This window comes from Propionivibrio sp., from assembly GCF_017995515.1.
Classification (GTDB): domain Bacteria; phylum Pseudomonadota; class Gammaproteobacteria; order Burkholderiales; family Rhodocyclaceae; genus Propionivibrio.
In genome coordinates, this window is record NZ_JAGOIT010000003.1 from 1 (window position 1) to 23,908 (window position 23,908).

General features: G+C 64.1%; 17 protein-coding genes and 1 riboswitch. Of the genes, 4 read left to right on the forward strand and 13 right to left on the reverse strand.

The annotated features are described in order from the left end of the window. From KBA32_RS00840 to KBA32_RS00880, 9 genes are all read right to left on the reverse strand, one after another. Positions 1 to 353: FAD-binding protein (locus KBA32_RS00840; protein WP_294353838.1), on the reverse strand; the 353-nt coding region annotated here is incomplete at its 3' end. Positions 354 to 361: 8 nt separating this feature from the next. Continuing rightward, positions 362 to 2,194: a tetratricopeptide repeat protein gene (locus KBA32_RS00845; RefSeq protein WP_294353840.1), complete on the reverse strand. Its 1,833-nt coding sequence runs from the start codon at positions 2,192 to 2,194 to the stop codon at positions 362 to 364. Positions 2,195 to 2,230: 36 nt separating this feature from the next. Next, the gene (metH, locus tag KBA32_RS00850; protein ID WP_294353843.1) at positions 2,231 to 5,911 is read right to left on the reverse strand and encodes a methionine synthase; all 3,681 of its coding nucleotides are present in this window, start codon (positions 5,909 to 5,911) and stop codon (positions 2,231 to 2,233) included. Positions 5,912 to 5,969: 58 nt separating this feature from the next. Then, a riboswitch (SAM riboswitch) is annotated at positions 5,970 to 6,047 on the reverse strand. An 88-nt stretch (positions 6,048 to 6,135) separates the two neighbouring features. After that, complete coding sequence (gene creD / locus KBA32_RS00855; protein ID WP_294353846.1) at positions 6,136 to 7,470, reverse strand: cell envelope integrity protein CreD; 1,335 nt, start codon at positions 7,468 to 7,470, stop codon at positions 6,136 to 6,138. 114 nt (positions 7,471 to 7,584) lie between these two features. Beyond that, positions 7,585 to 9,042 carry a two-component system sensor histidine kinase CreC gene (gene creC, locus KBA32_RS00860; protein WP_294353853.1) on the reverse strand — a complete coding sequence of 486 codons (1,458 nt, stop codon included), beginning with the start codon at positions 9,040 to 9,042 and terminating at the stop codon, positions 7,585 to 7,587. Further along, a complete protein-coding gene (creB, locus tag KBA32_RS00865; RefSeq protein ID WP_294353855.1) occupies positions 9,039 to 9,731 on the reverse strand; it encodes a two-component system response regulator CreB in 693 nt (230 codons plus the stop codon). Before creB ends, creC begins: the two co-directional genes overlap by 4 nt. A gap of 86 nt (positions 9,732 to 9,817) precedes the next feature. Beyond that, positions 9,818 to 10,525 carry a DUF4197 domain-containing protein gene (locus KBA32_RS00870; RefSeq protein ID WP_294353856.1) on the reverse strand — a complete coding sequence of 236 codons (708 nt, stop codon included), beginning with the start codon at positions 10,523 to 10,525 and terminating at the stop codon, positions 9,818 to 9,820. 97 nt (positions 10,526 to 10,622) lie between these two features. Further along, the gene (locus KBA32_RS00875) at positions 10,623 to 11,192 is read right to left on the reverse strand and encodes a DUF4405 domain-containing protein (RefSeq protein WP_294353857.1); all 570 of its coding nucleotides are present in this window, start codon (positions 11,190 to 11,192) and stop codon (positions 10,623 to 10,625) included. Between the two features lie 114 nt (positions 11,193 to 11,306). Next, entirely contained in the window at positions 11,307 to 13,826 is a 2,520-nt protein-coding gene (locus KBA32_RS00880) for a PAS domain S-box protein (RefSeq protein WP_294353859.1), read from the reverse strand. Positions 13,827 to 14,118: 292 nt separating this feature from the next. Between KBA32_RS00880 and KBA32_RS00885 the strand changes: the two genes are divergently transcribed. Further along, complete coding sequence (locus KBA32_RS00885; RefSeq protein ID WP_294353861.1) at positions 14,119 to 14,502, forward strand: DUF6394 family protein; 384 nt, start codon at positions 14,119 to 14,121, stop codon at positions 14,500 to 14,502. 10 nt (positions 14,503 to 14,512) lie between these two features. Continuing rightward, complete coding sequence (locus KBA32_RS00890) at positions 14,513 to 16,225, forward strand: NAD-binding protein (RefSeq protein ID WP_294353865.1); 1,713 nt, start codon at positions 14,513 to 14,515, stop codon at positions 16,223 to 16,225. Positions 16,226 to 16,406: 181 nt separating this feature from the next. Here the strand turns inward: KBA32_RS00890 and recQ are convergent, their stop codons facing one another. Both recQ and KBA32_RS00900 read right to left on the reverse strand, forming a co-directional pair. After that, positions 16,407 to 18,248 (reverse strand): DNA helicase RecQ, encoded by a 1,842-nt coding sequence (gene recQ / locus KBA32_RS00895; protein WP_294353868.1) that lies wholly within the window; start codon positions 18,246 to 18,248, stop codon positions 16,407 to 16,409. A gap of 108 nt (positions 18,249 to 18,356) precedes the next feature. Further along, positions 18,357 to 19,289, reverse strand: coding sequence for a DMT family transporter (locus KBA32_RS00900; protein ID WP_294353871.1), 933 nt, complete (start codon positions 19,287 to 19,289; stop codon positions 18,357 to 18,359). 615 nt (positions 19,290 to 19,904) lie between these two features. Here KBA32_RS00900 and KBA32_RS00905 point away from each other — a divergent pair. Then, positions 19,905 to 21,677 carry an L-fucose isomerase gene (locus tag KBA32_RS00905; protein ID WP_294353872.1) on the forward strand — a complete coding sequence of 591 codons (1,773 nt, stop codon included), beginning with the start codon at positions 19,905 to 19,907 and terminating at the stop codon, positions 21,675 to 21,677. 211 nt (positions 21,678 to 21,888) lie between these two features. Here KBA32_RS00905 and KBA32_RS00910 read toward each other — a convergent pair whose 3' ends face one another. After that, entirely contained in the window at positions 21,889 to 22,272 is a 384-nt protein-coding gene (locus KBA32_RS00910; RefSeq protein WP_294353875.1) for a hypothetical protein, read from the reverse strand. A 249-nt stretch (positions 22,273 to 22,521) separates the two neighbouring features. Continuing rightward, entirely contained in the window at positions 22,522 to 22,677 is a 156-nt protein-coding gene (locus KBA32_RS00915) for a hypothetical protein (protein WP_294353879.1), read from the reverse strand. A gap of 94 nt (positions 22,678 to 22,771) precedes the next feature. On the opposite strand from KBA32_RS00915, the gene KBA32_RS00920 reads away from it, so the two are divergent. Beyond that, on the forward strand, positions 22,772 to 23,890 hold the full coding sequence (locus KBA32_RS00920) for a Fic family protein (RefSeq protein WP_294353882.1): 1,119 nt from the start codon (positions 22,772 to 22,774) through the stop codon (positions 23,888 to 23,890). The last annotated feature ends 18 nt before the right edge of the window (positions 23,891 to 23,908 follow it).

Genomic DNA, 23,908 nt, shown 5'->3' on the forward strand with positions numbered 1-23,908 from the left:
AGGTTCTCCAGTCCCGGCCAGCCCTGTACCAGCGTCCACTGCACGAAGTCGTGCCAGTGCTCGCCGGCGCCGGCGCGCACGTACCAGGCGTCGGCGTCCTCGGCAACCAGCGCTCGGCCGGGAATCGCCATGTGCAGCACGAGGCCGTCAAAGTCGCCGGACAACACGAGGTTGCTGCCGCCGCCGAGGATGAAGAGGCGCGTGTCGCTGGGCGAACAGGTGTCGGCCAGCGCGGTCAGCTGATCGGCCGAGCTGATCCGCGCAAAAAGCGCGGCGTGTGCCGGTAGCGCCAGCGTGTTGCGCCGTGCGAGGTTGGCGTCGCGTTCTACGAAATCCGGGAAGTGGCCGGGCATGCGCGAATCTATCCGAAGCGTTCCAGGCAGTCGCGCAGCATTTCGTTGAGGCGAATGAGCGCCGGCAGATCCCCGTCGGCTTTGGCGAGTGCGATCTGGGCGAGGATCAGCGAACGCCATTCGGAACTGTGCATCTCGGTCGCTTCGAGCAGCGGTTTGAGCGCTTCGCGTGCTTCCTCCAATTTACCTTCCTTGACCAGCAGCTTGACCAATCCGGTGCGAGCGAAAAAATACCCCGGATCAATCTCGGCTGCGCGTCGAACAAGCGTTGCCCAGCTTTCGAGCGGCTCGTTTTCGGCTTCGCGCAAGGTGGCGACGGAAGTCATCACGCGCGGGTAGTCCGGGTAGCGAACGAGCAGCTGCTCCATGATCGCCCGGGCTTGGCTGATTTTCTGCTCGGCGATGTAGTCGAGCGCATTTTCATAAAGCTTGAAATCGGGCGGGGAGAGAACGGTTTCTTCTTCCGTCGCATCGTTGTGAACCGTGAGCGCGAGTGGGCGAATCTCGGTAATCTTGCCGCCGATGAACATCGTGATCGGTGCGCCCTGGGGGAGCAGATTGTCTTCGATCATCGACATTTGCAGTTGGCTGCGGACCGAATCGGGGCCGCAAGGCAGCGCCAGCAACAAAAGCATGGCATCCCGCGCAGCGGCTTGGCTGTCACCGTCATTCGCCGCCAGGTAGCGCAGCGCCGCGATCGCTAGCGTTCGCGCTCCCTTCCCGCCATTGAGCGCGGTCGCGACGAGATAGTCGGGATGCGGCATCGGCGCTTGCCAGCGCTCGAACAGTTCGTCGTCACGGGCGAATTTCTCGGGGTGGAGCGACATGATGTGAGTGATCGGCCACCATTGCGCCAAGATACCGATCTTCCAGTCCGGGGTCTCTCCACTAATGCGGCCGATGAGGCATTGTTGTATGAATTCGGCGTAGGCATCGTCTTCGTCGGCGATTTTTTCCAGTCGGGTGACGGCGTCGCCAAACCGCGACTGGCGCCAGGCGACCAGTGCGCCAAGATAGTGCAGGCGGTCGGCCGCTCCCGGAATCGCTTCGTTGAGCTCGCGAAGCCACGAGGCATCCAGCGCCTGTTGATAGAGATCTTCGGCACGCTCGAGTTGATCGAGCAGGATCGAAGTTTCCATCTGGTAACGCGCTTCGTCCCGCGTGGATGTCTTGAGGGCAAGCAGCCGTCCTGCCATTGCCGTCGCGGCGGCTTTGCCGTCGAGCCAGAGACGAAGCGCGGTCAGCCAGCAAAGTGCGAAGAAGTTATCGGGATCATCTTGCAGAACAGATTCGAACAACCCGACGGCTTGCTCGATTCTTCCGGCGGCGAACACGGTCAGGGCGTAATTGTTCTGCGCTGCGGGGTGCTGGATCGACGCCACCAGCGCACCCGCCTCCTCGATTCGTCCGACCGCCATCAATACCCGGCTCAGATCGACGCGTATCCCTTCTTCACCGCTGAGCGCCTGCCCCCCGGCCGAGGTGCGCAATTCGTCCAGATCGACGTCGCAGGCTTTCCCCAAGGCGGTGAGGCGTTGTTCGGCGTGGATAAAGAAATAGAGATAATCCCCATTGCTGCTGTCAGAAAGCGCTTCGAAGGCCGGGACGCTATTGGGCGAAGCCTCGCACCACTCCCAGGCGGCCAAAACGGCCTGATTGGCGTCGCCGCTTTGCCAGGCAATTTCGAAAGCCAAACGTCGCAAGGGCTTGAAGCCCGGAAAGGCGGACAACAGGCGCGCGAGTCTCGTGTGTGCCTCGCCGAATTCGCCGCGCTCGACGCAGCGCTCGATTGCTTGCATCTGAGCGGGTTGGGGGCGTTCGGGGGTCGGGGTCTTCTTCATCTTGACTTGGTCCTTTCGGCGTTTCAAACGATGTCGCTACAGCACCGGCGCCAGCCAGCGCTCGGCCTGCGCAACGCTCATGCCGGTGCGTTTCGCCCAGTCTTCCAGCTGGTCGCGGCCGATCTTCGTCACTGCGAAATACTGGGCTTGCGGGTGCGCGAGGTAGAAGCCGGAAACGGCGGCGGCCGGGGTCATGGCGAAGGACTCGGTGATGCCCATGCCGGCATTGCCCGGCGCGTCGAGGAGTTCGAACAGCGGACCTTTGGCCGTGTGATCCGGGCACGCCGGGTAGCCGGGGGCGGGGCGGATGCCGCGATACTGCTCGCGGATCAGCGCATCGTTGTCCAGCGTCTCGTCGGCCGCGTAGCCCCAGTAGTTAGTGCGCACCTCGCGGTGCAGCCATTCGGCGCAGGCTTCGGCGAGGCGGTCGGCGAGCGACTTCAACATGATCGCGTGATAGTCGTCGTGTGCCGCCTCGAACTCGGCGAGCTTCTTCTCGATGCCGAGGCCGGCGGTGACGGCGAAGGCGCCGATCCAGTCGGGGGTGCCTTTTTCTGCCACAAAATCGGTAAGCGACTGGTGCGGCTTGCCGGCCGGACGCTCGTGCTGCTGGCGCAGGTTGTGCCAGGTCATCGCGACTTCGCTGCGCGTTTCGTCGGTATAGATCTCGATGTCGTCGCCGACCGCGTTGGCCGGGTAGAGGCCGAAAACGGCGTTGGCCGTGATCCATTTCTCAGCGATCAGTTTTTCCAGCATCGCCTTGCCATCGGCAAAGACCGAGCGCGCCGTCTCGCCGACGACTTCGTCGTCAAGAATCTTCGGGAAGGCGCCGGCGAGATCCCAGGTCTGGAAGAAGGGGCCCCAGTCGATGTACTCGGCGAGCGTCGCCAGATCGACGTCGCGCAGTACGTGCAGGCCGGGCTTGGCCGGCGCGACCGGCGTGTAGGCCGGATCGGCGTTCCAGGCGAACCGGTTCGCCTGCGCTTCGGCCAGCGTGACCAGCGTGACGCCCTTCTTGTTGGCGTGCTGGGCGCGCACGCGCTCGTAATCGGCGGCGACTTCTTCCTTGTAGCCTGCCGCATTGTCGATCGACAGCAGCTTGGTGACGACGCCGACGGCGCGCGAGGCGTCCGGTACGTAAACAACGGTGCCTTCGTAGTGCGGCGCGATCTTGATCGCCGTATGCGCGCGGCTGGTCGTCGCTCCACCGATGAGGAGCGGCACGTCAAAACCTTGCCGCTGCATCTCGGCGGCGACGTGGCTCATCTCTTCCAGCGACGGCGTGATCAGTCCGGAGAGGCCGATCGCCTGCGCGCCGTGTTCCTTCGCCGCGTGCAGGATCTTGTCGCACGAGACCATGACGCCGAGGTCGATCACTTCGTAGCCGTTGCAACCGAGCACGACGCCGACGATGTTCTTGCCGATGTCGTGCACGTCGCCCTTGACGGTCGCCATGATGACGCGACCCTTGCTGGCCGCGCCGGTGCGGCGCTTTTCTTCCTCGATGTACGGGATCAGGTGCGCGACGGCTTGCTTCATGACGCGCGCCGACTTGACCACCTGCGGCAGGAACATCTTGCCGGCGCCGAAGAGGTCGCCGACGACGTTCATGCCGCCCATCAGCGGGCCTTCGATCACCGACAGCGGCGGCTTGCCGGCGGCTTCCAGCGCGGCGCGGCATTCCTCGGTATCGGCGACGACAAAGTCGGTGATGCCCTTGACCAGCGCGTGCGAGAGGCGCGCCTCGACCGACAGTTCACGCCAACTCAGATCGGGACCGGCGTCCCTGGCCTTGCCTTCCTTGACTGTCTGGGCGAACTCCACCAAAGCTTCGCCGGCGTCCGGCGAAGTGTTCAGGACGACCGCTTCGACCTTGGCGCGCAGCACCGGATCGAGATCGTCGTAGATGCCGACCATGCCGGCGTTGACGATGCCCATTGACAGCCCGGACTTGACCGCGTGGTAGAGGAAAACCGTGTGGATCGCCTCGCGCACCGGGTCGTTGCCGCGGAACGAGAACGAGACGTTGGAAACGCCGCCGGAAATCTGCGCATACGGCAGGTTGGCACGTATCCAGCGGCAGGCCTCGATGAAGTCGACGGCGTAGTTGTTGTGCTCCTCGATGCCGGTGGCGATGGCGAAGATGTTCGGGTCGAAGATGATGTCCTCGGCGGGAAATCCGATGCCCACCAGCAGCTTGTAGGCGCGCTCGCAGATCTCGATCTTGCGCCGGTACGTGTCGGCCTGGCCCTGCTCGTCGAAGGCCATGACGATCACCGCCGCGCCGTAACGCCGCGCCAGCCGGGCCTGCTCAAGAAACTTCGTTTCTCCTTCCTTCATCGAGATCGAATTGACGATGCCCTTGCCCTGGATGCACTTCAGGCCGGCCTCGATGACTTCCCACTTCGACGAGTCGAGCATCACCGGCACGCGCGAAATGTCGGGTTCCGACGCGATCAGCTTGAGGAAGCGATCCATCGCGGCGACCGAGTCGAGCATCGCCTCGTCCATGTTGATGTCGATCACCTGCGCGCCGTTCTCGACCTGCTGGCGGGCGACGGCCAGCGCATCGTCAAAGCGGCCTTCAAGGATCATCTTGGCGAAGACGCGCGAGCCGGTGACGTTGGTCCGCTCGCCGACGTTCACGAACAGCGACTCCGGGCCGACGTTGAACGGTTCCAGGCCCGAGAGGCGCAGCTTCTTCTCGACCGCCGGGATGGCGCGCGGCTTGATCGTCTCAACCTTGCGCGCGATGGCGGCAATGTGCTCGGGCGAGGTGCCGCAGCAGCCGCCGACGATGTTGACGAAGCCATGCTTCGCCCAGTCGGCGATCTCATCGGCCAGCTGATCGGGCGTCTCGTCGTAGCCGCCGAAGGCGTTGGGCAGGCCGGCGTTCGGGTGCGCCGAGACGTAGCAGTCGCAGACGCGCGCCAACTCCTCGACGTACTGGCGCAGTTCATCAGCGCCGAGCGCGCAGTTGAGGCCGAACGACAGCGGCTTGATGTGCGACAGCGAGTTCCAGAAGGCTTCGGCGGTCTGGCCCGAGAGCGTGCGCCCGGAAGCGTCGGTGATCGTGCCGGAGATCATCACCGGCCAGCGGCGGCCAGTCGCTTCGAAAAACTGTTCGATGGCGAACAGCGCGGCCTTGGCGTTGAGGGTGTCGAAGATCGTTTCGACGAGCAGGATGTCGGCGCCGCCGTCGGTGAGGCCGCGAATCGCCTCGGTGTAGCTGACGACGAGGTCGTCGAAGCTGACGTTGCGATAGCCGGGGTCGTTGACGTCGGGCGAGATCGACGCCGTGCGCGAGGTCGGGCCGAGGACGCCGGCGACGAAGCGCGGCTTTGCCGGATCCTTGGCAGTGAACTCGTCGCACGCCTCGCGCGCCAGTCGCGCGCCGGCGACGTTCAGCTCATAGACGATGGCTTCGAGGTGGTAGTCGGCCTGCGACAGCGACGTGGCGTTGAAGGTGCAGGTTTCGAGGATGTCGGCGCCGGCCGCCAGATATTCGGCGTGGATGCCGCGAATGACCTCGGGCTTGGTCAGCAGTAGCAGGTCGTTGTTGCCCTTGAGGTCGAACGGGTGGTCGGCAAAGCGCGTGCCGCGGTAGTCGGCCTCCTGCAACTTGTGCCGCTGGATCATCGTGCCCATCGCGCCGTCGAGGATCAGGATGCGCTGTTGCAGGAGGGCGGTGAGTTCGGCGGAGCGATCTGGCTGCATTGATAAACCTCGAAAATGAAAAAACCCGTTCAGCCTCATCAGCGAACGGGTTTCGGAAAATCGTCGAATCACGCGCGCTTTAGCCAGATTTGTAACGCGCCTGCAAGCTGAACTTCAAATCGGCGCGGACCGGAAAACCGGCCAAGCAAGGGCGTGAATCTACGCGGCAAGCCCTTGATTGTCAATCCAAAGCGCCTTGCGCAGCGGACTCTTCAGGGTGAGCATCAAGCGCCTGCGGCCGCGTCGTATTTGCCGAGGTGATACCAGTCGATCTTGCGCGTGCCGAGCATCAGGCCGGCGAGCGCGAGGAAGAGCAGCAGCGAGCCGAGGAGCAGCGCGTTCTGTTCCGAGCGCAGGATGCCGTAGAGCGCGGCGTACAGGATCGTCAGCGCGCCGCCGAAGCCGAGGCCGCGCCACCAGGCGCGCAGGATCGCCGCCAGATAGACGCCGATCAGGACGATCGATGCCGCCGCCGCGGCGAGGTAGGCGAGCGGGAAGGCGATGTGTTCGGAGAGACTGGTCAGCAGCAGGAAGAACACCGCCTGCGCCAGTCCGACGAGCAGGTACTGGATCGGGTGGATCGGCAAGGTGCGCAGGTGCTCGAACATGAAGAAGGCAGCGAAGCTGAGGACGATGAACAGCACGCCGTACTTCACCGCGCGCAGCGCCTGGCGATAGATGTCAACGGGATCGATCAGGCGCACTTCAAAGCCGTCGGCTCCCGCCTTGACCGGATCGCCCGCGGCGTTGGAGGCGAGCGCGGTGGTCGCCCAGCGCGCCGAGAAGCCGTCTTTCGCCACCTCACGGCTGCGCGGCAGATAGTTGCCGCCAAAGCTCGGATGCGGCCAGTTGCCTTTCAGCTCCGCCGTCGTCGTTTCGCCGACGGGGACGAAGTCGAAGCTGCCGGTGCCGGCGAGGGCCAATTCCACGCGGAAGGGGAGCGTCGCGGGACGCGCACCGTCGATCTGTTCGGCGAGCGCGTGGAAGCCGTTCCTTGCCTCGCCGGCCTTCGAGCCACGGTGCGGCGTGAGCGCCGCGCCGGCCAGCACGATCTTCGGCGCGCCCGTGATCCCGCGCGCGTCGGCGACGCTCACCGAGAGCACCGGTGCGCCCCACGACAAGACCGCATTCTGGCCGAGCGTCGGCAGCGCCGCGGGGCCGGGCAGGTCGAAGCTGCCGGTGATGCCGCCCTGCATTTCGAAGACGGCGGTTTCGTGCAGCCCGTAGGCGCGCTTCTCGACGTTCAGCCCACCCTTGAAGTCGAGCTGGCGCGGCAGGACGGTGATCGTGTGCGTGCGTTTTCGGCGCACCGATTTCTTGCGCGTCTCGCCGTTCACCTCCTCGACCTGCTCGTCGTCGTATTCCTCGACGACGGGAATCGTCAGCATCGGGCCGCTGACCGACTGCTCGCCGGCCGAACTGGCGGCGATCGCCCGGATGGCTTCGGCCCGGTGCAGCGTGCGCTCGTCGATCGTGTGCTCGATCATCGCGAGCGGGATCAGCAGCAGGGCGCCGATCAGCGCCAGCAGCGCACATTTCAGGAACAGCGGGTTCTTCATGGCTTGTCTCCGTGGGGTTGGGTCGGAGGCCAGTGTGGCCGGGCGATGTGTGCACCGGATGCGCCTGCATGAAGGGCGCGTGAAGCGAATGTGAAGCGCCTTCTGGCGCCGTGTTCAGGCAGCGGTTTGCTGGCCGGCGATGGTCAGCGTGGCGATTGCGCCGCCATCCGCTGCGTTGTCGAGCGAGACCTTGCCGTCGTGCAAAGTGGCGATCTCGCGCACGAGCGGCAGGCCGAGGCCGGTGCTCTTGGGCGTTCCATTGGGGCGGGGGAGCGAGAAGAAGCGCTCGAAGAGACGCGCGCGGGCGTACTCGGGAATGCCGGCGCCGTGATCGCGTACGCCAAGGACAATCTGCCCGCCTCCTGCCGTCGCGGTGATCTCGACGGTGCTTCCCGCCGGGGAGAAGTCCAGGGCGTTCTGCACCAGATTGCCCAGCGCGAGACCGAGCAGGAAACGATCGCCGTTCGCCGTGAGGCTCGCATCGGCGGCCGAGAACGAAAGCGAGACATCGCGTTGTTCGGCGAGGGGCGCCAGGGCTTCCTCGATAGTGTCGAAGAGCGCCTTGAGCGGGAATTGCGCACGCGATTCGAGTTGTCTCAGCTGTTCGAGCTGGGCGAGGCGCAGCAGCTTGTCGATCAGCGCCTGCAGACGTTCGCTTTGTGCCTGCACATTGGCGGCGAAGCGCTGCCGTTCGGCCGGCGGAAGGTCGTCCTCACCGAGCAGCTCGGCGGCGCCGCGGATGGCGGCGAGCGGGCTCTTCATCTCGTGCGTCATGTGCTGGACGTAGTGCTCAACGTAGGCGCGGCCGTCGACTTCATCCCTTAACTGCGCGAGCGCGCGCGCCAGCGTGCCGATCTCGTCCTTGCCCTTCGCCGGCGGTTCGGCCGGTTGGCCGGCCGCGAGGGCGCGCGCGTAGCGGACGAGGCGTCCGAGCGAAACGCTGAGCCAGGCGGTGAACAGTCCGCCGATCAGCAGGGTCGCGCCAAGGAGCAGCAGCCCTTGCCGGAGCACCGCGTTCTCGCCGCGGGCGATGATCGGCGTCAGCGTGCGCGACGGCTTGGCGACGGTGACGACGCCGACGATCGCGCTGCCGGGGTCGTTCGTTTGATGGACGGGCGCGGCGACGTGCATGACGCTGCTCGTGCTGTCGTCGGGATCGTCGCGCGTCGAGCGGCTGCCGTATTCGCCGCGCAGCGTGCGGTAGACGTCGCGCCAGTCGCCGTAGTTCTCGCCGATGGCCTGGTGTTCGGAGTCGTAGCGCACGATGCCTTGTGCGTCGGTGACGTAGATGCGGAAATCGAGCGTCTGCTTTTCCAGCCCCCAGATCGTGGCCTTGACCGGGCGGCGGCGATACGCCTCGACGCTTTCGGAAAAACGTCCTGCCGGCAGGCGGTTGGCGAGCAGATCGTCGCGTGCGAGTTCGGCGAGCAGGTTGGCGCTGTCGACCATCACGTCCTCCACCGCGTCGCGCACGCCGGGTTTGACCTCGGAGACGAAGACGCGCAGGAGGAACCAGCCCGAGAGACCGACGATCAGGAAGTAGCCGAGGAAAACGCGCGCCCAGAGCTTCATGGCGCGAGGCTGTAGCCGATCCCGCGATGCGTGACGATGGGTTCGCCGATCGGGTCGACCGCGCGCAGCTTGGCGCGCAGCGTCTTGACATGGGTGTCGATGCTGCGGTCGCTCGTCTCGGGCGCATCGGACCACACGCGGTCCATGATCTGCTCGCGCGTGAACACGCGGCCCGGTGACGAGAGCAGCAGCGCGAGCAGCAGGTATTCATAGCGCGTGAGGTCGAGCGTCTGTGCGCGGAAGACGATGCGCATGCCCGCCGCATCGTGCTGCCAGGTGGTCGCCGGCTCCATTGCTTCCGTGCCGCGCGAGCGTGCCTCGCGGCGGAGTATGGCGCGCACGCGCGCGGCGACCTCGCGCGGCGAGAAGGGCTTTGTCACGTAGTCGTCGGCGCCGAGTTCGAGGCCGAGGATGCGGTCGATCTCCTCGGCGCGGGCGGTGAGGAAGATGACCGGCACATCGCGCCGTTCGGGCAGGGCGCGGATCTGTTTCAGCACTTCGAAGCCCGTGGTGTCGGGCAGGCCGACGTCGAGGATGACGAGATCGGCTTCGGTCGCGCGGAGTGTGGCTATCGCTTCACTGCCCAGCGCGACGTGGCAGACGTCGAAGCCTTCGCTGCCCAGCGCGTAGAGCAGCGTATCGGCGATCGCCTGTTCGTCTTCGACGAGGATGATTTTCTGGCGTTGCATGGGCGGACAGGAAGCGGGAGTGACGGGACGAGCAACGCTACCCGAAAGTCATCCCGCCGCCAACAACGTCGGGCGTGTGTTCGGCCTTACTTCAGTGCGCCGAACACCTTCTTGAGCAGGCTCGAACCGGTGCCGATCGGGTCCTTGCGGATCGACTTTTCCTGTTCGGCGATCATCAGGAAGAGCCCGTCCAGCGCCTTCTGGGTGACGTAGGTATCGAGGTCGGCGTCCTGCTCGCTCATCAGCCCAAGCTTCGCGGCCTGTCCGGCGTACTTGTTGTACTGCCCGGCGAGGTCGACCTTGGCGGTTGCCGTCTTGACGATGGGCAGGAACCTGGCGCCGATGTCCTTCGACGTCGTGCGCTTGAAATACTGCGTCGCCGCGTCGTCGCCGCCGGTGAGGATGCTGCGCGCGTCGTCGAAGCTCATCGACTTAACCGCGTTGGTCAGGATCGGCTTGGCTTCGACGACGGCCATCTCGGCGGCGCGGTTCATCGTCTCGATCAGCTCGTCGGCCTGCTTCTTCATGCCGAAGGTGCGCATCATCTTCTCGGCCGTTTGCGCGGATTTCGGCAGCGGTATCTTCACGCGCTTGTCGCCGAGAAAGCCGTTCTTCTGGCCAAGCTGGCTGATCGCGATGTCGGCGCCGCGCGTCAGCGCCTCCTTGAGACCGGACGAGGTGTCGGTTGCCGACAGGTCGCCCACGCCGGCGGCCGACGTGGGCAAGCTGAAGGCCAGCACACAGGCGATACCGAGTGCCTTGATCGTCCCGGCGATGTTTCTGGCGATGCTCATGCGTCTCTCCCTGGAAAAGGACAATGGTCGTCAAAGGGAGAGACTATGCTTGCGTCGCGCGGCCCGGCAAGTAAACAAGTGTGAAGGGGTCGGGCTTTCAGTCCGTTTCGTCGCCGCTGCGCGGCGTCATCGCGGCGCTCAGCAGCTTCATCGGGTCGGTCTCGTGGGCCTTGGCGAGGGTTTCGATCGTATCGGTGGCGTCCACCCGCGCCACACCGGCCTCGGCAAAGCGTGCCGTGAGCTCCGCCGTGGTAACGCCGACGACCGGCGCCAGATCCTTGAGCGGCGCGCGCATGACCGCCGTGATCGTCGAACGCATCGGGTTTGGCTGCTGGCTGGACGACGGATAGAGGAAAGCGAGCGAGATGACCAGCGTCAGCACGAGCAGGATATGCGTCCGGCTCTGCTTCATCATCAAGCCTAGCGGACGGCGATGGCGCAGGAGATGCAGCACGGCGGCGACGACGAAGCCCATGCCCAGCCACTCGTGCATGGCCTGGACTTCGCCCTTGTAGAGGTGGAAGAACATCATCACGCCGGTGACGCAGACGACGATGGCCGTCGCCGCGGTCAGCGGCGTCGAGTACTTCTTGAGCAGCGCGTCGGCATTGCTCGCCGCATCGGCCGGCTGGTTCGTGGGTGATGAGGTGGTGATTGCGTTCGTCATGGTTGTTCTCAGGGAGGGGTGATCGACGCGCGCAGTATGGCAAGCAGATATATCCCGTCTGTTTCAAGAAACCGCGTGGATGTTTCAGGATATTTCGGCGCTGCCGATGGGTGGTCAGGCGGGCCCGTGTCCGTCGTGCGGAGTGCGGCCGAGACGCACGGTCAGCCAGAAGGTGCTGCCTTTGCCCGGCTCGCTGCGGGCGCCGGCCGTACCGCCCATCAGTTCGGCGATGCGCTTGGTGATGGCGAGGCCGAGGCCGGCGCCTCCGTGCTTGCGCGTTGCCGAATTGTCGGCCTGTTCAAAGCTCTGGAACAGGCGGACGAGGTCGTCGGGTGGAATGCCTGTGCCGGTGTCCTCGACTTCGAACTGGACGAGGGAATCCTTCTCCCGCCTTTCGAGCGTATGGCAGCGCAGCGTGATCTTGCCGCGCTCGGCAAACTTGACCGCGTTCGATAGGTAGTTGACCAGCGCCTGGCGCAGGCGCTTGCGATCGCCGCGCACTTCCTGTGGCGCATCGCCAACGTCGATGCGGAGCAGCAGTCCCTTGTCGACCGCGCTCTGGCCGACAATGTCGGTCACGTCGCGGATCAGGTCGTTCAGGAAGAATTCGGTCTCGTCGATCTGCAGTTTGCCGGCCTCGATGCGCGAAATGTCGAGGATGTCGTTGATGACGGCGAGCAGGTGATTGCCGGAGACTTCGATCTTGTCCACATAACTCGTTTGCTTCTCGGTCAGGCCGCTGCGACGCAGCAGGTGCGCCATGCCGAGCACGCCGTTCATCGGCGTGCGGATCTCGTGGCTCATGTTGGCGAGGAAGGCGCTCTTGGCGACGCTGGCGACCTCGGCATTCGTCCTGGCGATTTCGAGCTCGCGTGTCCGTTCATCGACCAGCTGCTGCAGGTGGTGGCGATGCCGATCGAGTTCCTCGGTGAGGCGCTTCTTCTCGGTGATGTCCTGCTTGACCGCGAAGTAGTGCGTTATCCGTCCGTTTGAGTCGCGCATCGGCGAGACGATGGCGAACTCGGTGTATTCCGTACCGTCCTTGCGCCGGTTGATGAGTTCGCCGCTCCAGGTCCGGCCCTGCCTCAGTGAAGCCCAGAGTGCGTCGTATGTTGCGTTCGGTGCCCTGCCCGAGCGCTGGAGGCGTGCGTTTTGTCCGAGCAGCTCGTCGCGGCCGTAGCCGCTCGACGCGACGAACGCATCGTTGACGTACTGGATGTTGGCGTCGAGGTCGGTGATGACGATGGCCTCGGGGCTCTGCTCGATCGCCTGCGAGAGCTCGCGCACTTTCTCCTCTGCTTCCTTGCGCGCCGTGATGTCGATGATCGCAACCAGCATGTCGTCGCCCAGCCTCTGCCGGCTGATCAGAATGGTTTTTGTGCTGCCGTCCCTGCTTACGGCCGTGGCCTCCACGGGCGACGGGCGACGGGTTTCCTCGGCCGCCTCATTCCAGCTTTCACGCCAGTACTGTTCCTGCTGTGCTCTTTCGGCTGGATCGGGATACACGCGCTGGCGGAAGGTCTCGACGCTGGGAAGCTCCTCTTGCCGGTAACCGAACAACGTTTCGAACGCCTGGTTAACCAGAAGCACACGCCCTTGACGGTCACTGATGGCCAGCGCGATCGGCGCGCGCCCGAACAACTCGCGGAAGTGTGCTTCGCTTTGCGCGAGCGCGAGCGTCGCCATCCTTCGTCGTTGCCACTGGCGGTAGAGTGCGATGGCTCCGGCCGAGAACACGGCGAAGAGCAGTACTTTGGCGACTGCGAGGGGGTACCAGCGGGCGATGATCTTGTCGAAACGGGCCGAAATCGCGACGTCGATGCCGGTGTCGCCGACCTTGGCGAAGACGACGAGGCGCCTCGTGTTGTCGGCCACCGCGGCGCCGATATGCCGCGTGATGTTGGTCTCGGACTTGAGATAGTGCTGGAAGGATTCACCCCGTACGACGTTCTGGCCGGTATGCGTGTCGGAATCCGGAACGCGATAGAGGATGTCGCCCTGTCGGTTATGGAGGCTGGCCACATCGACCGTGTCGTTTGCAAGGATGTCCTGCAGAATCGACTCGAAAAAGCGCGGGATGACGGTGGCGACGACGGCGCCGTGAAATTCGCCGTCCTCGCCGCGAATCGCCCGTGAGGCGGCGATGATCCAGCGCTTGGACGAGCCGATGAACGGGCGCGAGAGGTGCATCCGGTCGAAGTCGTCGGACACCGCATCGCGATGGAAGCGGAAGTAGTCGCGCCCCGAAATGTTGAACGCGCGGATCACCGGGAGATCGCCGGGTGTCTGGAGGCTCTCCGCGGCGATGACCTGGCCGCTGGCGTCGGTTGCCGTCACGGTACGGATTTCGGCAAAGCTCTTCAGGAACGAGCGCTGATGTTCGGCGACAACCTTTTCTGGCAAGGGGACACCGGATTCGTGATCGGCGGCAAGGCCGTGCAGGCCGATGTCGAGTCCGCGCAGGACGCCGCTGACCTTGGCCTCGGCGAGGATCGCCTGACTTTCCAGCGTCTGGAACGCATCCGCGATGGTTTGTGCGTAGTCGCGCTGGATCGACACGCCGACGGCCAGCCCGACGAGCGCGAGGAACACGACGAGCAGCGCCGGGCCCTTGGCCGAGGCGAGCTTCTCCACACGTGATTGCCTTGCGCCAGGAGTCGTCATTGCCGCATCAATTCAATAATTCGAGCACGGACAAAAAAGGTAATCGAAGTTTTGTCCAATCGCGTGAAAGAAGCAACCAGCGCGACGTCATGCGCCACTCCGCTTCGTCATTGACCAACCCGGGGGACTTCCGGATACTGCAACGGGAATGACATCGGACAGGTTGGGTCGCAGAGTGCCCGATTGGGGCGGCGCCATACGTGTCCATTACCGACTTGTCAGGGCATCGACCGCCACCAGAAAACCACCGGACCCCATCGCCATGAACCTGGAAAAAGTCATCTTCGGTTTCTTCATCATTCTTGCCTGCACGCTGAACTTCGGCTTTGTCATCGGTGACCTGGACCGGATCGATCTGCACCATCCGTCGGAGCTTTTCGCCGCGCTGGTCGTCAACCTGATCGCCACCGTGCTCAAGTTCGGCGATCGCACGCACATCGGTGCGACACACCTGGCGACCAGCCTGGTCGCGCTGGTCCAGCTGATTACGGCAAGCTTTGTCTGGGCCTGGCAGCTTTACATTAACCAGCAGCCGATGGACGGCACCATCATTTCCATCGTGGTCTCCTTGTCGGCCGGCGCCTTGCTGGCCAACATCATTTCGGTGATCCTGCTGATCGGCGAGACGCTCAAGCAAAGCCGTTGAGACGGTCGCCGTGCGAGACGTCCTGTTCATCGCGCTGCGCCGGCTGCGCGTCCCGCTGATCACGCTGATCCTGGCCTACGCCATCTCGGTGGCGGGCCTGGTGGCAATGCCCGGCCTGGATGGACAAGGGCTGCCGGCCTCACTGAGCTTCTTCCACGCTTTCTACGTCGTCAGCTACACGGCGACGACCATCGGCTTCGGCGAGTTGCCCTTTGTCTTCACCGACGCCCAGCGCGCCTGGGTCACCTTCTCGATCTATCTCTCGGTCATCTGCTGGGCGTATGCGCTGGGCAGCATCTTCGCGCTGGTGCAGGAACCGGTTTTCCGCACTACCGTCGCGCGCGGCCGGCTGGCGCGCCGGGTGCGCTGGCTGGACGAGCCTTTCTACATCATCGCCGGCTACGGCCAGAGCGGCATGGCGCTGGCCCATGCCTTCGATGCGTTGGGAACGCGCAGCGTGCTGATCGAGCTGCGCCCCGAGCGTGCCGCGCAGGCTGACGTCGATGACTACAAGGAGCCGCCGCTCGCGCTGTGCGCCGACGCGCGCTGGCCCGAGGTGCTCAAGGATGCCGGCGTGACGCATCCGCGCTGCAAGGCCTTGATCGTGCTCGTCGGTGACGACGAAGCGGTGCAGGCGATCGCCATCGGCGCCGCTGCGCTGGCGCCTGAGTTGCCGATCATCGCCCGCGTGCATAGCGCGCTGGCCTGGGCCAACCTCGACAGCTTCGCCAATATCAGCGTCATCAATCCGTTCGAGAGCTTCGCGCTGAACCTGCAGATGGCGCTGGCCACCCCGGCCGTGCTCTGGGTGGCGGAGTGGCTGTCGAGCGTGCCGGGCAGTAATTGCCCGGTGCCGCCGGAGATCCCGCGCGGCCACTGGCTGGTCCTCGGCTTTGGCCGCTTCGGTCAGGCCGTGGCGCGCGCGCTGGAGCGCGGCGGCGCCACCTGGACGGCGATCGACTCGAATGACCGCCTGTGTGACCAGCCGCATCTGCAACACGGCGACAACTCGATCGACAGCCTGCACAACGCGGGGATCGCGGATGCGGTAGGCATCGTCGCCTGCGCTGACCGCGACGCGATGAACCTGGCGCTCGTGACGCGCGCCCGTCGGATCAAGCCGGATCTGCACGTCATCGTCCGTCAGAACAACGCCACGCAGCGCAGCCTGATCGAGGCGGCGCGTGCCAACCTGTGCTTCGTGAAGTGCGAGATCATGGTGCGCGAGTGTCTGCAGCTGCTGGTCTCGCCGCTGCTCAATCGTTTCCTGTTGCAGGTCAGGAAGCACGGGCCGAAGACGGCGGAGCAGATCGCCGTTCGCCTGCTGACCGAGCTCGACGAGCGCGTCCCGCACATCTGGGCCTTCAACTGCGAGCCGGCCTCACCCGGACTGCGCGCGGTGCTCAACGGGGAGACGGCGCATCCGCTGCGCTTGCGCGAGCTGCTGATCAATCCGCAGGAGGCGACCGAGACGCTGGCCGCCGTGCCGCTCCTGCTGTTGAGCGGCGACATCGAGATCATGTTGCCGCCGCTCGATACCGAGCTGATAGCGGGCGACCGCATCCTGTTCGCCGGACGGGGCGGGGTTGAGGGGTTGCAGAATCGCTTCTACCTCGATCCTAGCCCCCTGGAATACGTGCGCAGCGGCGTCGAGCCGCAACGCAGCTGGTTGTTCCGGACCCTGCGCGCGCGCTTCGCGGAAAAGGCGGCGATCGACGGCTGACAGTTCCAGATGCGGCGGTTGCGCCGTGCCTTGTCGGCCGAAACACCTGCCACAGAGCCGCAGAGCCGCGGAGTTTTCGCAGAGAAAATCTTTGGCAACGGTGCTTTTTCTCTGCGTTTCCTCTGCGCCTCCGTGTCTCTGCGGTGGCTTTGAGTTTCTTTACGGGCTCCGAGATCGCGCTTTATCGCTGCGCCGCTTCGGTCAGCACGTCGAGCAGTTCCTCGCCGTAGCGTTCGGCCTTGGCCTGGCCGATGCCGGGGATTTCGAGCAGGTCTTCCGCTGTCTCCGGGCGATGCGCGGCGAGTTCGAGCAGCGTGCGGTCGTGCAGGATGACGTAAGCGGGGACGCCCTGTTCGCGCGCCTTGTCGGCGCGCCATTGACGGAGGGCATCGAAGAACGGGGCGTCGGCGGGTGAGACGACGGTGCTGGTGTTCTTGCGGCCGCTTGCGCCTCCACTTGCGCCGGTTTTCGTCGCCTTGCCCTTGGCGCGCGCGATGTGGCGGCGCAGCGAGAGGACGGTTTCGCCCTTGAGCACGGGCCGCGCGGCCTCGGTCAGCTTGAGCGCACCGTAGGCCTGCGCGTCGGCCTCAAGCAGGCCGGAGGCGAGCAACTGGCGGAAGACCGAGCGCCAGCCCATGTCGTCGAGATCGGCACCGACGCCGAAGGTCGGTAGCCGGTCGTGGCCGCTCTGCCGGATCTTCTCGGTCGGTTTGCCGCGCAGGATGTCGATCAGGTGGCCGGCGCCGTAACGCTGGCCGGAGCGCAGCGCGGCGGAGAGTGCTTTTTGCGCGGCGACCGTGCCGTCCCAGACTTCGGGCGGGTCGCTGCATACGTCGCAGTTGGCGCAGGGCGTCGTCGCCTCGCCGAAGTAGTTGAGCAGCACGACGCGCCGGCACTTGGCCGACTCGCAGTAGGCGAGCATGGCGTCGAGCTTCTGCCGCTCGACGCGCTTCTGCTCGTCGGGCGAGGCCGACTCCTCGATCATCTGGCGGTGGATCACGACGTCGTTGAGGCCGTAGGTCATCCACGCCTCGGACGGCTCGCCATCGCGGCCGGCGCGGCCAGTCTCCTGATAGTAGGCTTCGAGGCTCTTGGGCAGATCGAGGTGCGCGACGAAGCGCACGTCGGGCTTGTCGATGCCCATGCCGAAGGCGATGGTGGCGACCATGACGACGCCGTCTTCGCGCAGAAAGCGCTGCTGGTTGCGCTGCCGCGTCTCGGCGTCGTGCCCGGCGTGGTAGGGCAGGGCGTCGATGCCCTGCTGCTTGAGCCAGGCCGCCGTCTCGTCGACCTTGCGCCGCGAAAGACAGTAGACGATGCCCGCTTCGCCGCGGTGGTCGGCGAGGAAAGCAAGCAGTTGTTTGCGCGGATTGTCGCGTTCCACCACGGTGTAGCGGATGTTCGGCCGGTCGAAGCTGGAGACGAAGACTTCGGCCGTGTCGAGGCCAAGGCGGGTGATGATCTCCTGCCGCGTCAGCTCGTCGGCCGTCGCGGTGAGCGCGATGCGCGGGATGTGCGGATAGCGTTCGTGCAGCGCCGAGAGCTGGATGTACTCGGGGCGGAAGTCGTGCCCCCACTGCGAGACGCAGTGCGCCTCGTCGATGGCGAACAGCGCGAGCTGGCCGCGCGCGTCGAGCTGGTCCATCAGGCCGCCGAAGCGCTCGGTGAGCAGGCGCTCGGGCGCGACGTATACCAGATCGAGTTCGCCGCGCATCAGGCGGCGCTCGGTGTCGACGACGGCGTCGAAATCGAGCGAGGAGTTGAGGAAGGCCGCGCGCACGCCGGCCTGCAGCAGCGCGTCGACCTGGTCCTGCATCAGCGCAATGAGCGGCGAGACGACGACGCCGACGCCGGGACGCAGCAGCGCAGGAATCTGGAAGCACAAGGACTTGCCGCCGCCGGTCGGCATCAGCACCAGCGCGTCGCCGCCGTTCGCGACGTGCTCGACGACGTCCTCCTGGTGGCCGCGGAACGAGGGATAGCCGAAGACGCGCTGGAGGATTTCGTGGGCGGGCGAGGACATTGCGAGGGAGACTTTCAGAGGGGCGGTGGTGTGATGCGCGGCGGAGGCCGCCATTATCCGCGATCACGCGCCCCTTGTTCCTGCTGCGCGGAAAAACGCGAGTGCTTTTCAGTCGCGCTGTTTCGTCACCAGCCAGATACCGGAACAGACGAGCGCCAGCGCGACGACGTTCTTCCATTCGAGGATCGTCTCGCCGAGAAAGATGGCCGAGAGCACCGCGCCGAATACGGGAACGAGAAAGTTGAACACCGTCACCAGTCCGACCCGGTTGTACTTGAGCAGGATGGTCCACAGCGCGAACGCCGCCGAGGACAGCAGCACGAGATAGAGCAGCAGTGCCGACGATTGCAGCGTGAAGCCGGTCAGCGAGCCGCCGAGCGCGTAGCCGACGACGACCAGCGCGACGCCGCCGATCGCCAGCTGATAGCCGGTGAGGACGACCGAATCCATCGTCTGCGAGATCTTCTTGCCGTAGATCGTCCCGGCGGAGAGCACGAACGCGGCGATGACGACGAATCCTTCGCCGAGCAGCGTGAAGTGAAAGTCGAGCAGCTCGCGGTTGAAATTCACCACCATCACCCCGGCGAAGCCGATCAGGCAGCCGAGCACCTTGTTCCGGCTGAGCCGGTCGTTGTGATAGATGAAGTGCGCCATCAGCACGCTGAAGAAGGTGCCGGTCGCGTTCATGATCGAACCCTTGACGCCGGTCGTATTGGCCAGCCCGATGTAGAAGAAGGCGTACTGGATTGAAGTCTGCGTCAGGCCGAGCGTCGTCACCTGGCGCAGGCGCGGCCAGTTCAGGTTGAAGACCTCGCGTTTGCCCAGCGCGGCCATGACCAGCAACAACAACCCGGCGAAGGCGAAGCGGTAGCCGGCGAAGACCATCTTGGCGGCGATGTCGTCGGGCGCGATGGCAAACAGCGCATAACCGTTCTTGATCGCCGGATAGGCGCTGCCCCAGAGCAGGCAGCAGAACGAAGCGAGCAGGACGACGACCTTGTGGTTCGAGAAAAGCGGGTGCGGAGCGGATGACGGATTCACAGAGCGGGACCAGGGCGGGCGAAGGCCCGAGCATAGCAAACAAAAACGGCCTCCAGTTCTGGAGGCCGTTCTATCGGGAGTGGGCGTTACCCACCGGCGGGTCACCGTCCATCGGGAATGTACTCCTCGTCCGCCGTTTCGGAACCGCGCGGCACGTTGAAGTACAACTCGAGCAGGAAGGGTATGGCCAGAACCGCCATGACGATCAAGGTTGAGAACATGTTTTTCCTTTCATGAAAAGTCAGGCAAGGCCACCTGACGACTGCACGATAGCAAGAACGGTTATCAATGAGTGTTGCCCGATTGACAGCCTTTGGTGCCCCCTTTGGCGGATTCTTGTAGCAGGCTGTGACCGGTTTGCAGAAATACAACAGGATCGGCGCGAACGGCGGGCAGGATGATTTCCGAACTCGAACAGTTGAACATTTCAATTTCGGCGGCTATAGTGCTGATTCGAGTTAGCACTCTGGCGAAATATGATTACCATCGTTGTATCGTTGAGTTTCGAGTCCCCTCTTCTCGCCGCTTCAACCCCTCACACCGCTGCCTGCGCTTGGATCGCTAACTGATTTTGATGTCTCTCCCGGTATCGCCACATAACACGAGGACAAACATATGAACGCAAAGCTTCTCCCCAAAATCGGCATCCGCCCGACCATCGACAACCGTCGCCTGGGCGTGCGCGAGTCGCTCGAAGAGCAAACGATGAACATGGCCATTCGCACGGCCGAGTTCCTGCAGAAGAATCTGCGCCACGCCTCCGGCGAGCCGGTCGAGTGCGTGATCGCCGATACCTGCATCGGCGGCATGGCCGAATCGGCCGCGTGCGAAGACAAGTTCAAGGTCTCCAACGTCGGCCTGACGATCACCGTCACGCCGTGCTGGTGCTACGGCAGCGAGACGATCGACATGGACCCGCTGCGGCCGAAGGCGATCTGGGGCTTCAACGGCACCGAGCGCCCGGGCGCCGTCTATCTGGCCGCCGCACTCGCCGCGCACAACCAGAAGGGCCTGCCGGCTTTCTCGATCTACGGCCGTGACGTGCAGGACGCCGGCGATACCTCGATCCCCGCCGACGTGCAGGAAAAGCTCTTGCGCTTCGCCCGCGCCGGCCTCACCGTCGCCGCCATCCGCGGCAAGTGCTACATGTCGCTCGGCAACGTCTCGATGGGCATCGCCGGTTCGATCGTCAATCACGACTTCTTCGAGTCCTACCTCGGCATGAAGGTGCAGGCCGTCGACATGACCGAACTGCGCCGCCGCATCGACAAGAAGATCTACGACGAAGCCGAACTCGAACTCGCCGTCTCGTGGGCTGACGCCAACTTCCGCTTCGGCGAGGATCTCAATCCGAAGGAACAGCAGCGCAGCGCGGAAAACAAGAAGCAGGTCCTGCGCGAAAGCCTGGCCATGACCATCTGCATGCGCGACATGATGCACGGCAACGCCAAGCTCACCGCCAAGGGCTTCACCGAAGAAGCGCTCGGCTACAACGCCATCGTCGGCGGCTTCCAGGGCCAGCGCCACTGGACTGACCAGTACCCGAACGGCGACACCGCCGAAGCGCTGCTCAACAGCTCGTTCGACTGGAACGGCGTGCGCGAGCCGGTCGTCATGGCCACCGAGAACGACAGCCTGAACGGCGTCTGCATGCTGCTCGGCAAGCAACTCACCGGCACCGCGCAGATCTTCGCCGACGTGCGCACCTATTGGTCGCCGGACGCGATCAAGCGCGTCACCGGCCACACGCTCGAAGGCGTCGCCCAGCACGGCCTCATCCACCTGATCAACTCCGGCGCCGCCGCGCTCGACGGCTCCTGCCAGCAGAAGGATGCGGCCGGTAAACCGACGATCAAACCGTTCTGGAACGTCTCGGCGGCAGAAGCCAAGGCCTGCCTCGACGCCACCGAATGGTGCCCGGGCGTCGACGAATACTTCCGTGGCGGCGGCTTCTCGTCGAAGTTCCTCACCGCCGGCGGCGTGCCCTTCACCATGACGCGTCTCAACCTGGTCAAGGGCGTCGGCCCGGTCCTGCAGATCGCCGAAGGCTGGAGCGTCGATCTGCCGAAGGACGTGCATGACAAGATCGACCGCCGCACCAACTTCACCTGGCCGACGACCTGGTTCGCCCCGCGCATCACCGGCCAGGGCGCCTTCCGCGACGCCTACTCGGTGATGGCCAACTGGGGCGCCAACCACGGCGTGCTCACCATCGGCCACGTCGGCGCCGACTTCATCGCGCTGGCTTCGATGCTGCGCATCCCGGTGTGCATGCACAACGTGCCGGACGAAGCCATCTACCGCCCGACCGCCTGGTCGGCCCTCGGCATGGACCCGGAAGGCCAGGACTTCCGCGCCTGCAACGTATTCGGCCCGCTCTACGGCTGATTGCGCACGAGACTCGTCACTTCAGCGAACGCCGGGGTGACGAGGGCAACAAGTGTTGTGAAGAGAGTCTCCTTTGTGGGTTCACCGCTTTCCGAATATGAGGCCGGAAAGCGGTTTTTTTTGTCTTGTTGAATGGATCGGTGCAATTCCGCTGCGCTGCATTGACACCCTACGGGGCGGGGGCGTCTTGCGCCGAATGCGGTGACTGATATCAAGCGTGCTTGGCTTTCCAGTTCACCATCAGGTCAAGGCATTCATCATCTGACACTTTTGATGACCGCATTAGGGCTTCTAGTCGGCGTAAACAACCACGTTGCAGATCCGATAGACCCTCGAGTGAGAGTGAATCAGGCGTGGGCTCCGCTGTCGGGTTAACTGAAGCGATTTCGTTTTGAGGGAGATCCATGTACCCGTGGGGTAATCCTAACTTCTTCTCGACCATGCGAGCGATCTGATCGCCGACGTTCTTTCTTCTGCTTTTTATTTGCGACATATACGACGGGTTCATTTCGATCATCTCGCAAAATAAATTCTGTCTCTTATATTGCTTTGCAAGCTCCATCAAATTTTCACGACGTATGTCAAAGCTGTCCATTATTATCCTCGAAGGTTTGTTTTGAGGAAGAATTATCTAACGGATAATCATATTTCTGCAAGTCAGCCTGTTGGGTTTGGTGAAATTGCTGCCAGGGTAGTATTTCTTATGTTGCGGCTAAACTTGACACGCGGTTGCGAGGCTACTCAACTCGGTCGAGCTGCAATACAGTCGAACTTGTGTTCGTCGGCTCCGCTAGCCTGAAAACGAAGCCGAACGATTATCTGCGAGATAAGACGCCATCAGCGCCTACTTCTCGCCGGACTGCGCCTCCCAATTGACGCCGCCGACGAAGTTGTCGCCGGAGACCGCAATATTGTCCTCTGCAATGAAAACAAGCCGTGTGCGTTTCCACCGCCGGGGTGCGGAAAAGACAGCGTGCATTCTGCTCCATTCGATGTCCATAGAGTCCCCTTTGCGGTGAATCCGCGGGCCAATTGCCGCGGATTGTGCGGCGAATTTCTTGGCTTTTGCGGTGAAAGACTCGCATAATCGCCGCATGAACTACGGTGATTGCATTTACATCTGGCAAATACACGATTGGCCGCGTTGGCAGTACGACCTCGCGGCCCTGGCCGGGCCCATGGCCGAGGTGAGCCGGGCGCAAGGCTTGTTGCTCGGACGCCTGGTCGATGTCGGTGCGGCTTTGCGCGATCAGGCCAGTCTGGTGGCGCTGACCGACGATGTCGTCAAGACCAGCGAGATCGAAGGCGAGCAGTTGAATGTCGCTTCCGTCCGCTCAAGTATTGCCCGCCGACTGGGCGTCGATATCGGCGCCGTCGCACCGGTGGACCGGTACGTCGAAGGTGTGGTCGAGATGGTGCTCGATGCGACGACGAACTGTCAGTCGCCGGTGACTCAGGCGCGTTTGTTCGGCTGGCATGCCGCGTTGTTTCCCACCGGGTACTCCGGGCTTTCCAGGATACGGGTCGGCGACTGGCGGGATGATGCCAACGGGCCGATGCAGGTGGTGTCCGGTCCCTTGGGTCGGCAGAAGGTGCATTACGAGGCGCCGCCGGCGGACCGTCTGGCGGCGGAAACCGCGCGGTTTCTCGCGTGGCTGAATGCGGATTCCGGCGAGCCGCCCTTGATCAAGGCGGGCTTGGGGCACCTCTGGTTTGTCACTTTGCACCCCTTTGACGACGGCAACGGGCGGATCGCGCGGGCCATTGGCGACCTGCTGCTCGCACGTGCCGACGGCTGCCCGCAGCGCTTCTACAGCCTGTCCGCTCAGATTCAGCGTGAGCGAAAGGCTTACTACGAAATTCTTGAGCGAACACAAAAGGGAACGATGGACGTCACGGCTTGGTTGCTCTGGTTCCTCGACGGTCTGCAGCGAGCGGCGGAAGAGGCCCAGCAGACGCTTGATGCAGTCTTCCTGAAAACACGCTACTGGCAGCGCTGGGCGACGCTACCACTCAATGAACGGCAGGTGAAAGTACTGAATCGCTTGCTCGACGGCTTCGACGGCAAATTGACGAACAGCAAGTGGGCGGCCATCGCCAGGTGTTCGGCGGATACGGCATTGCGCGACATCAATGATCTGCTGGCGCGCGGGATACTGAGCAAGACGGGCGCGGGCGGGCGCAGCACCGCTTATTGGCTCACGGAGGGGTAGTGCGCTCCCGGTGTGACG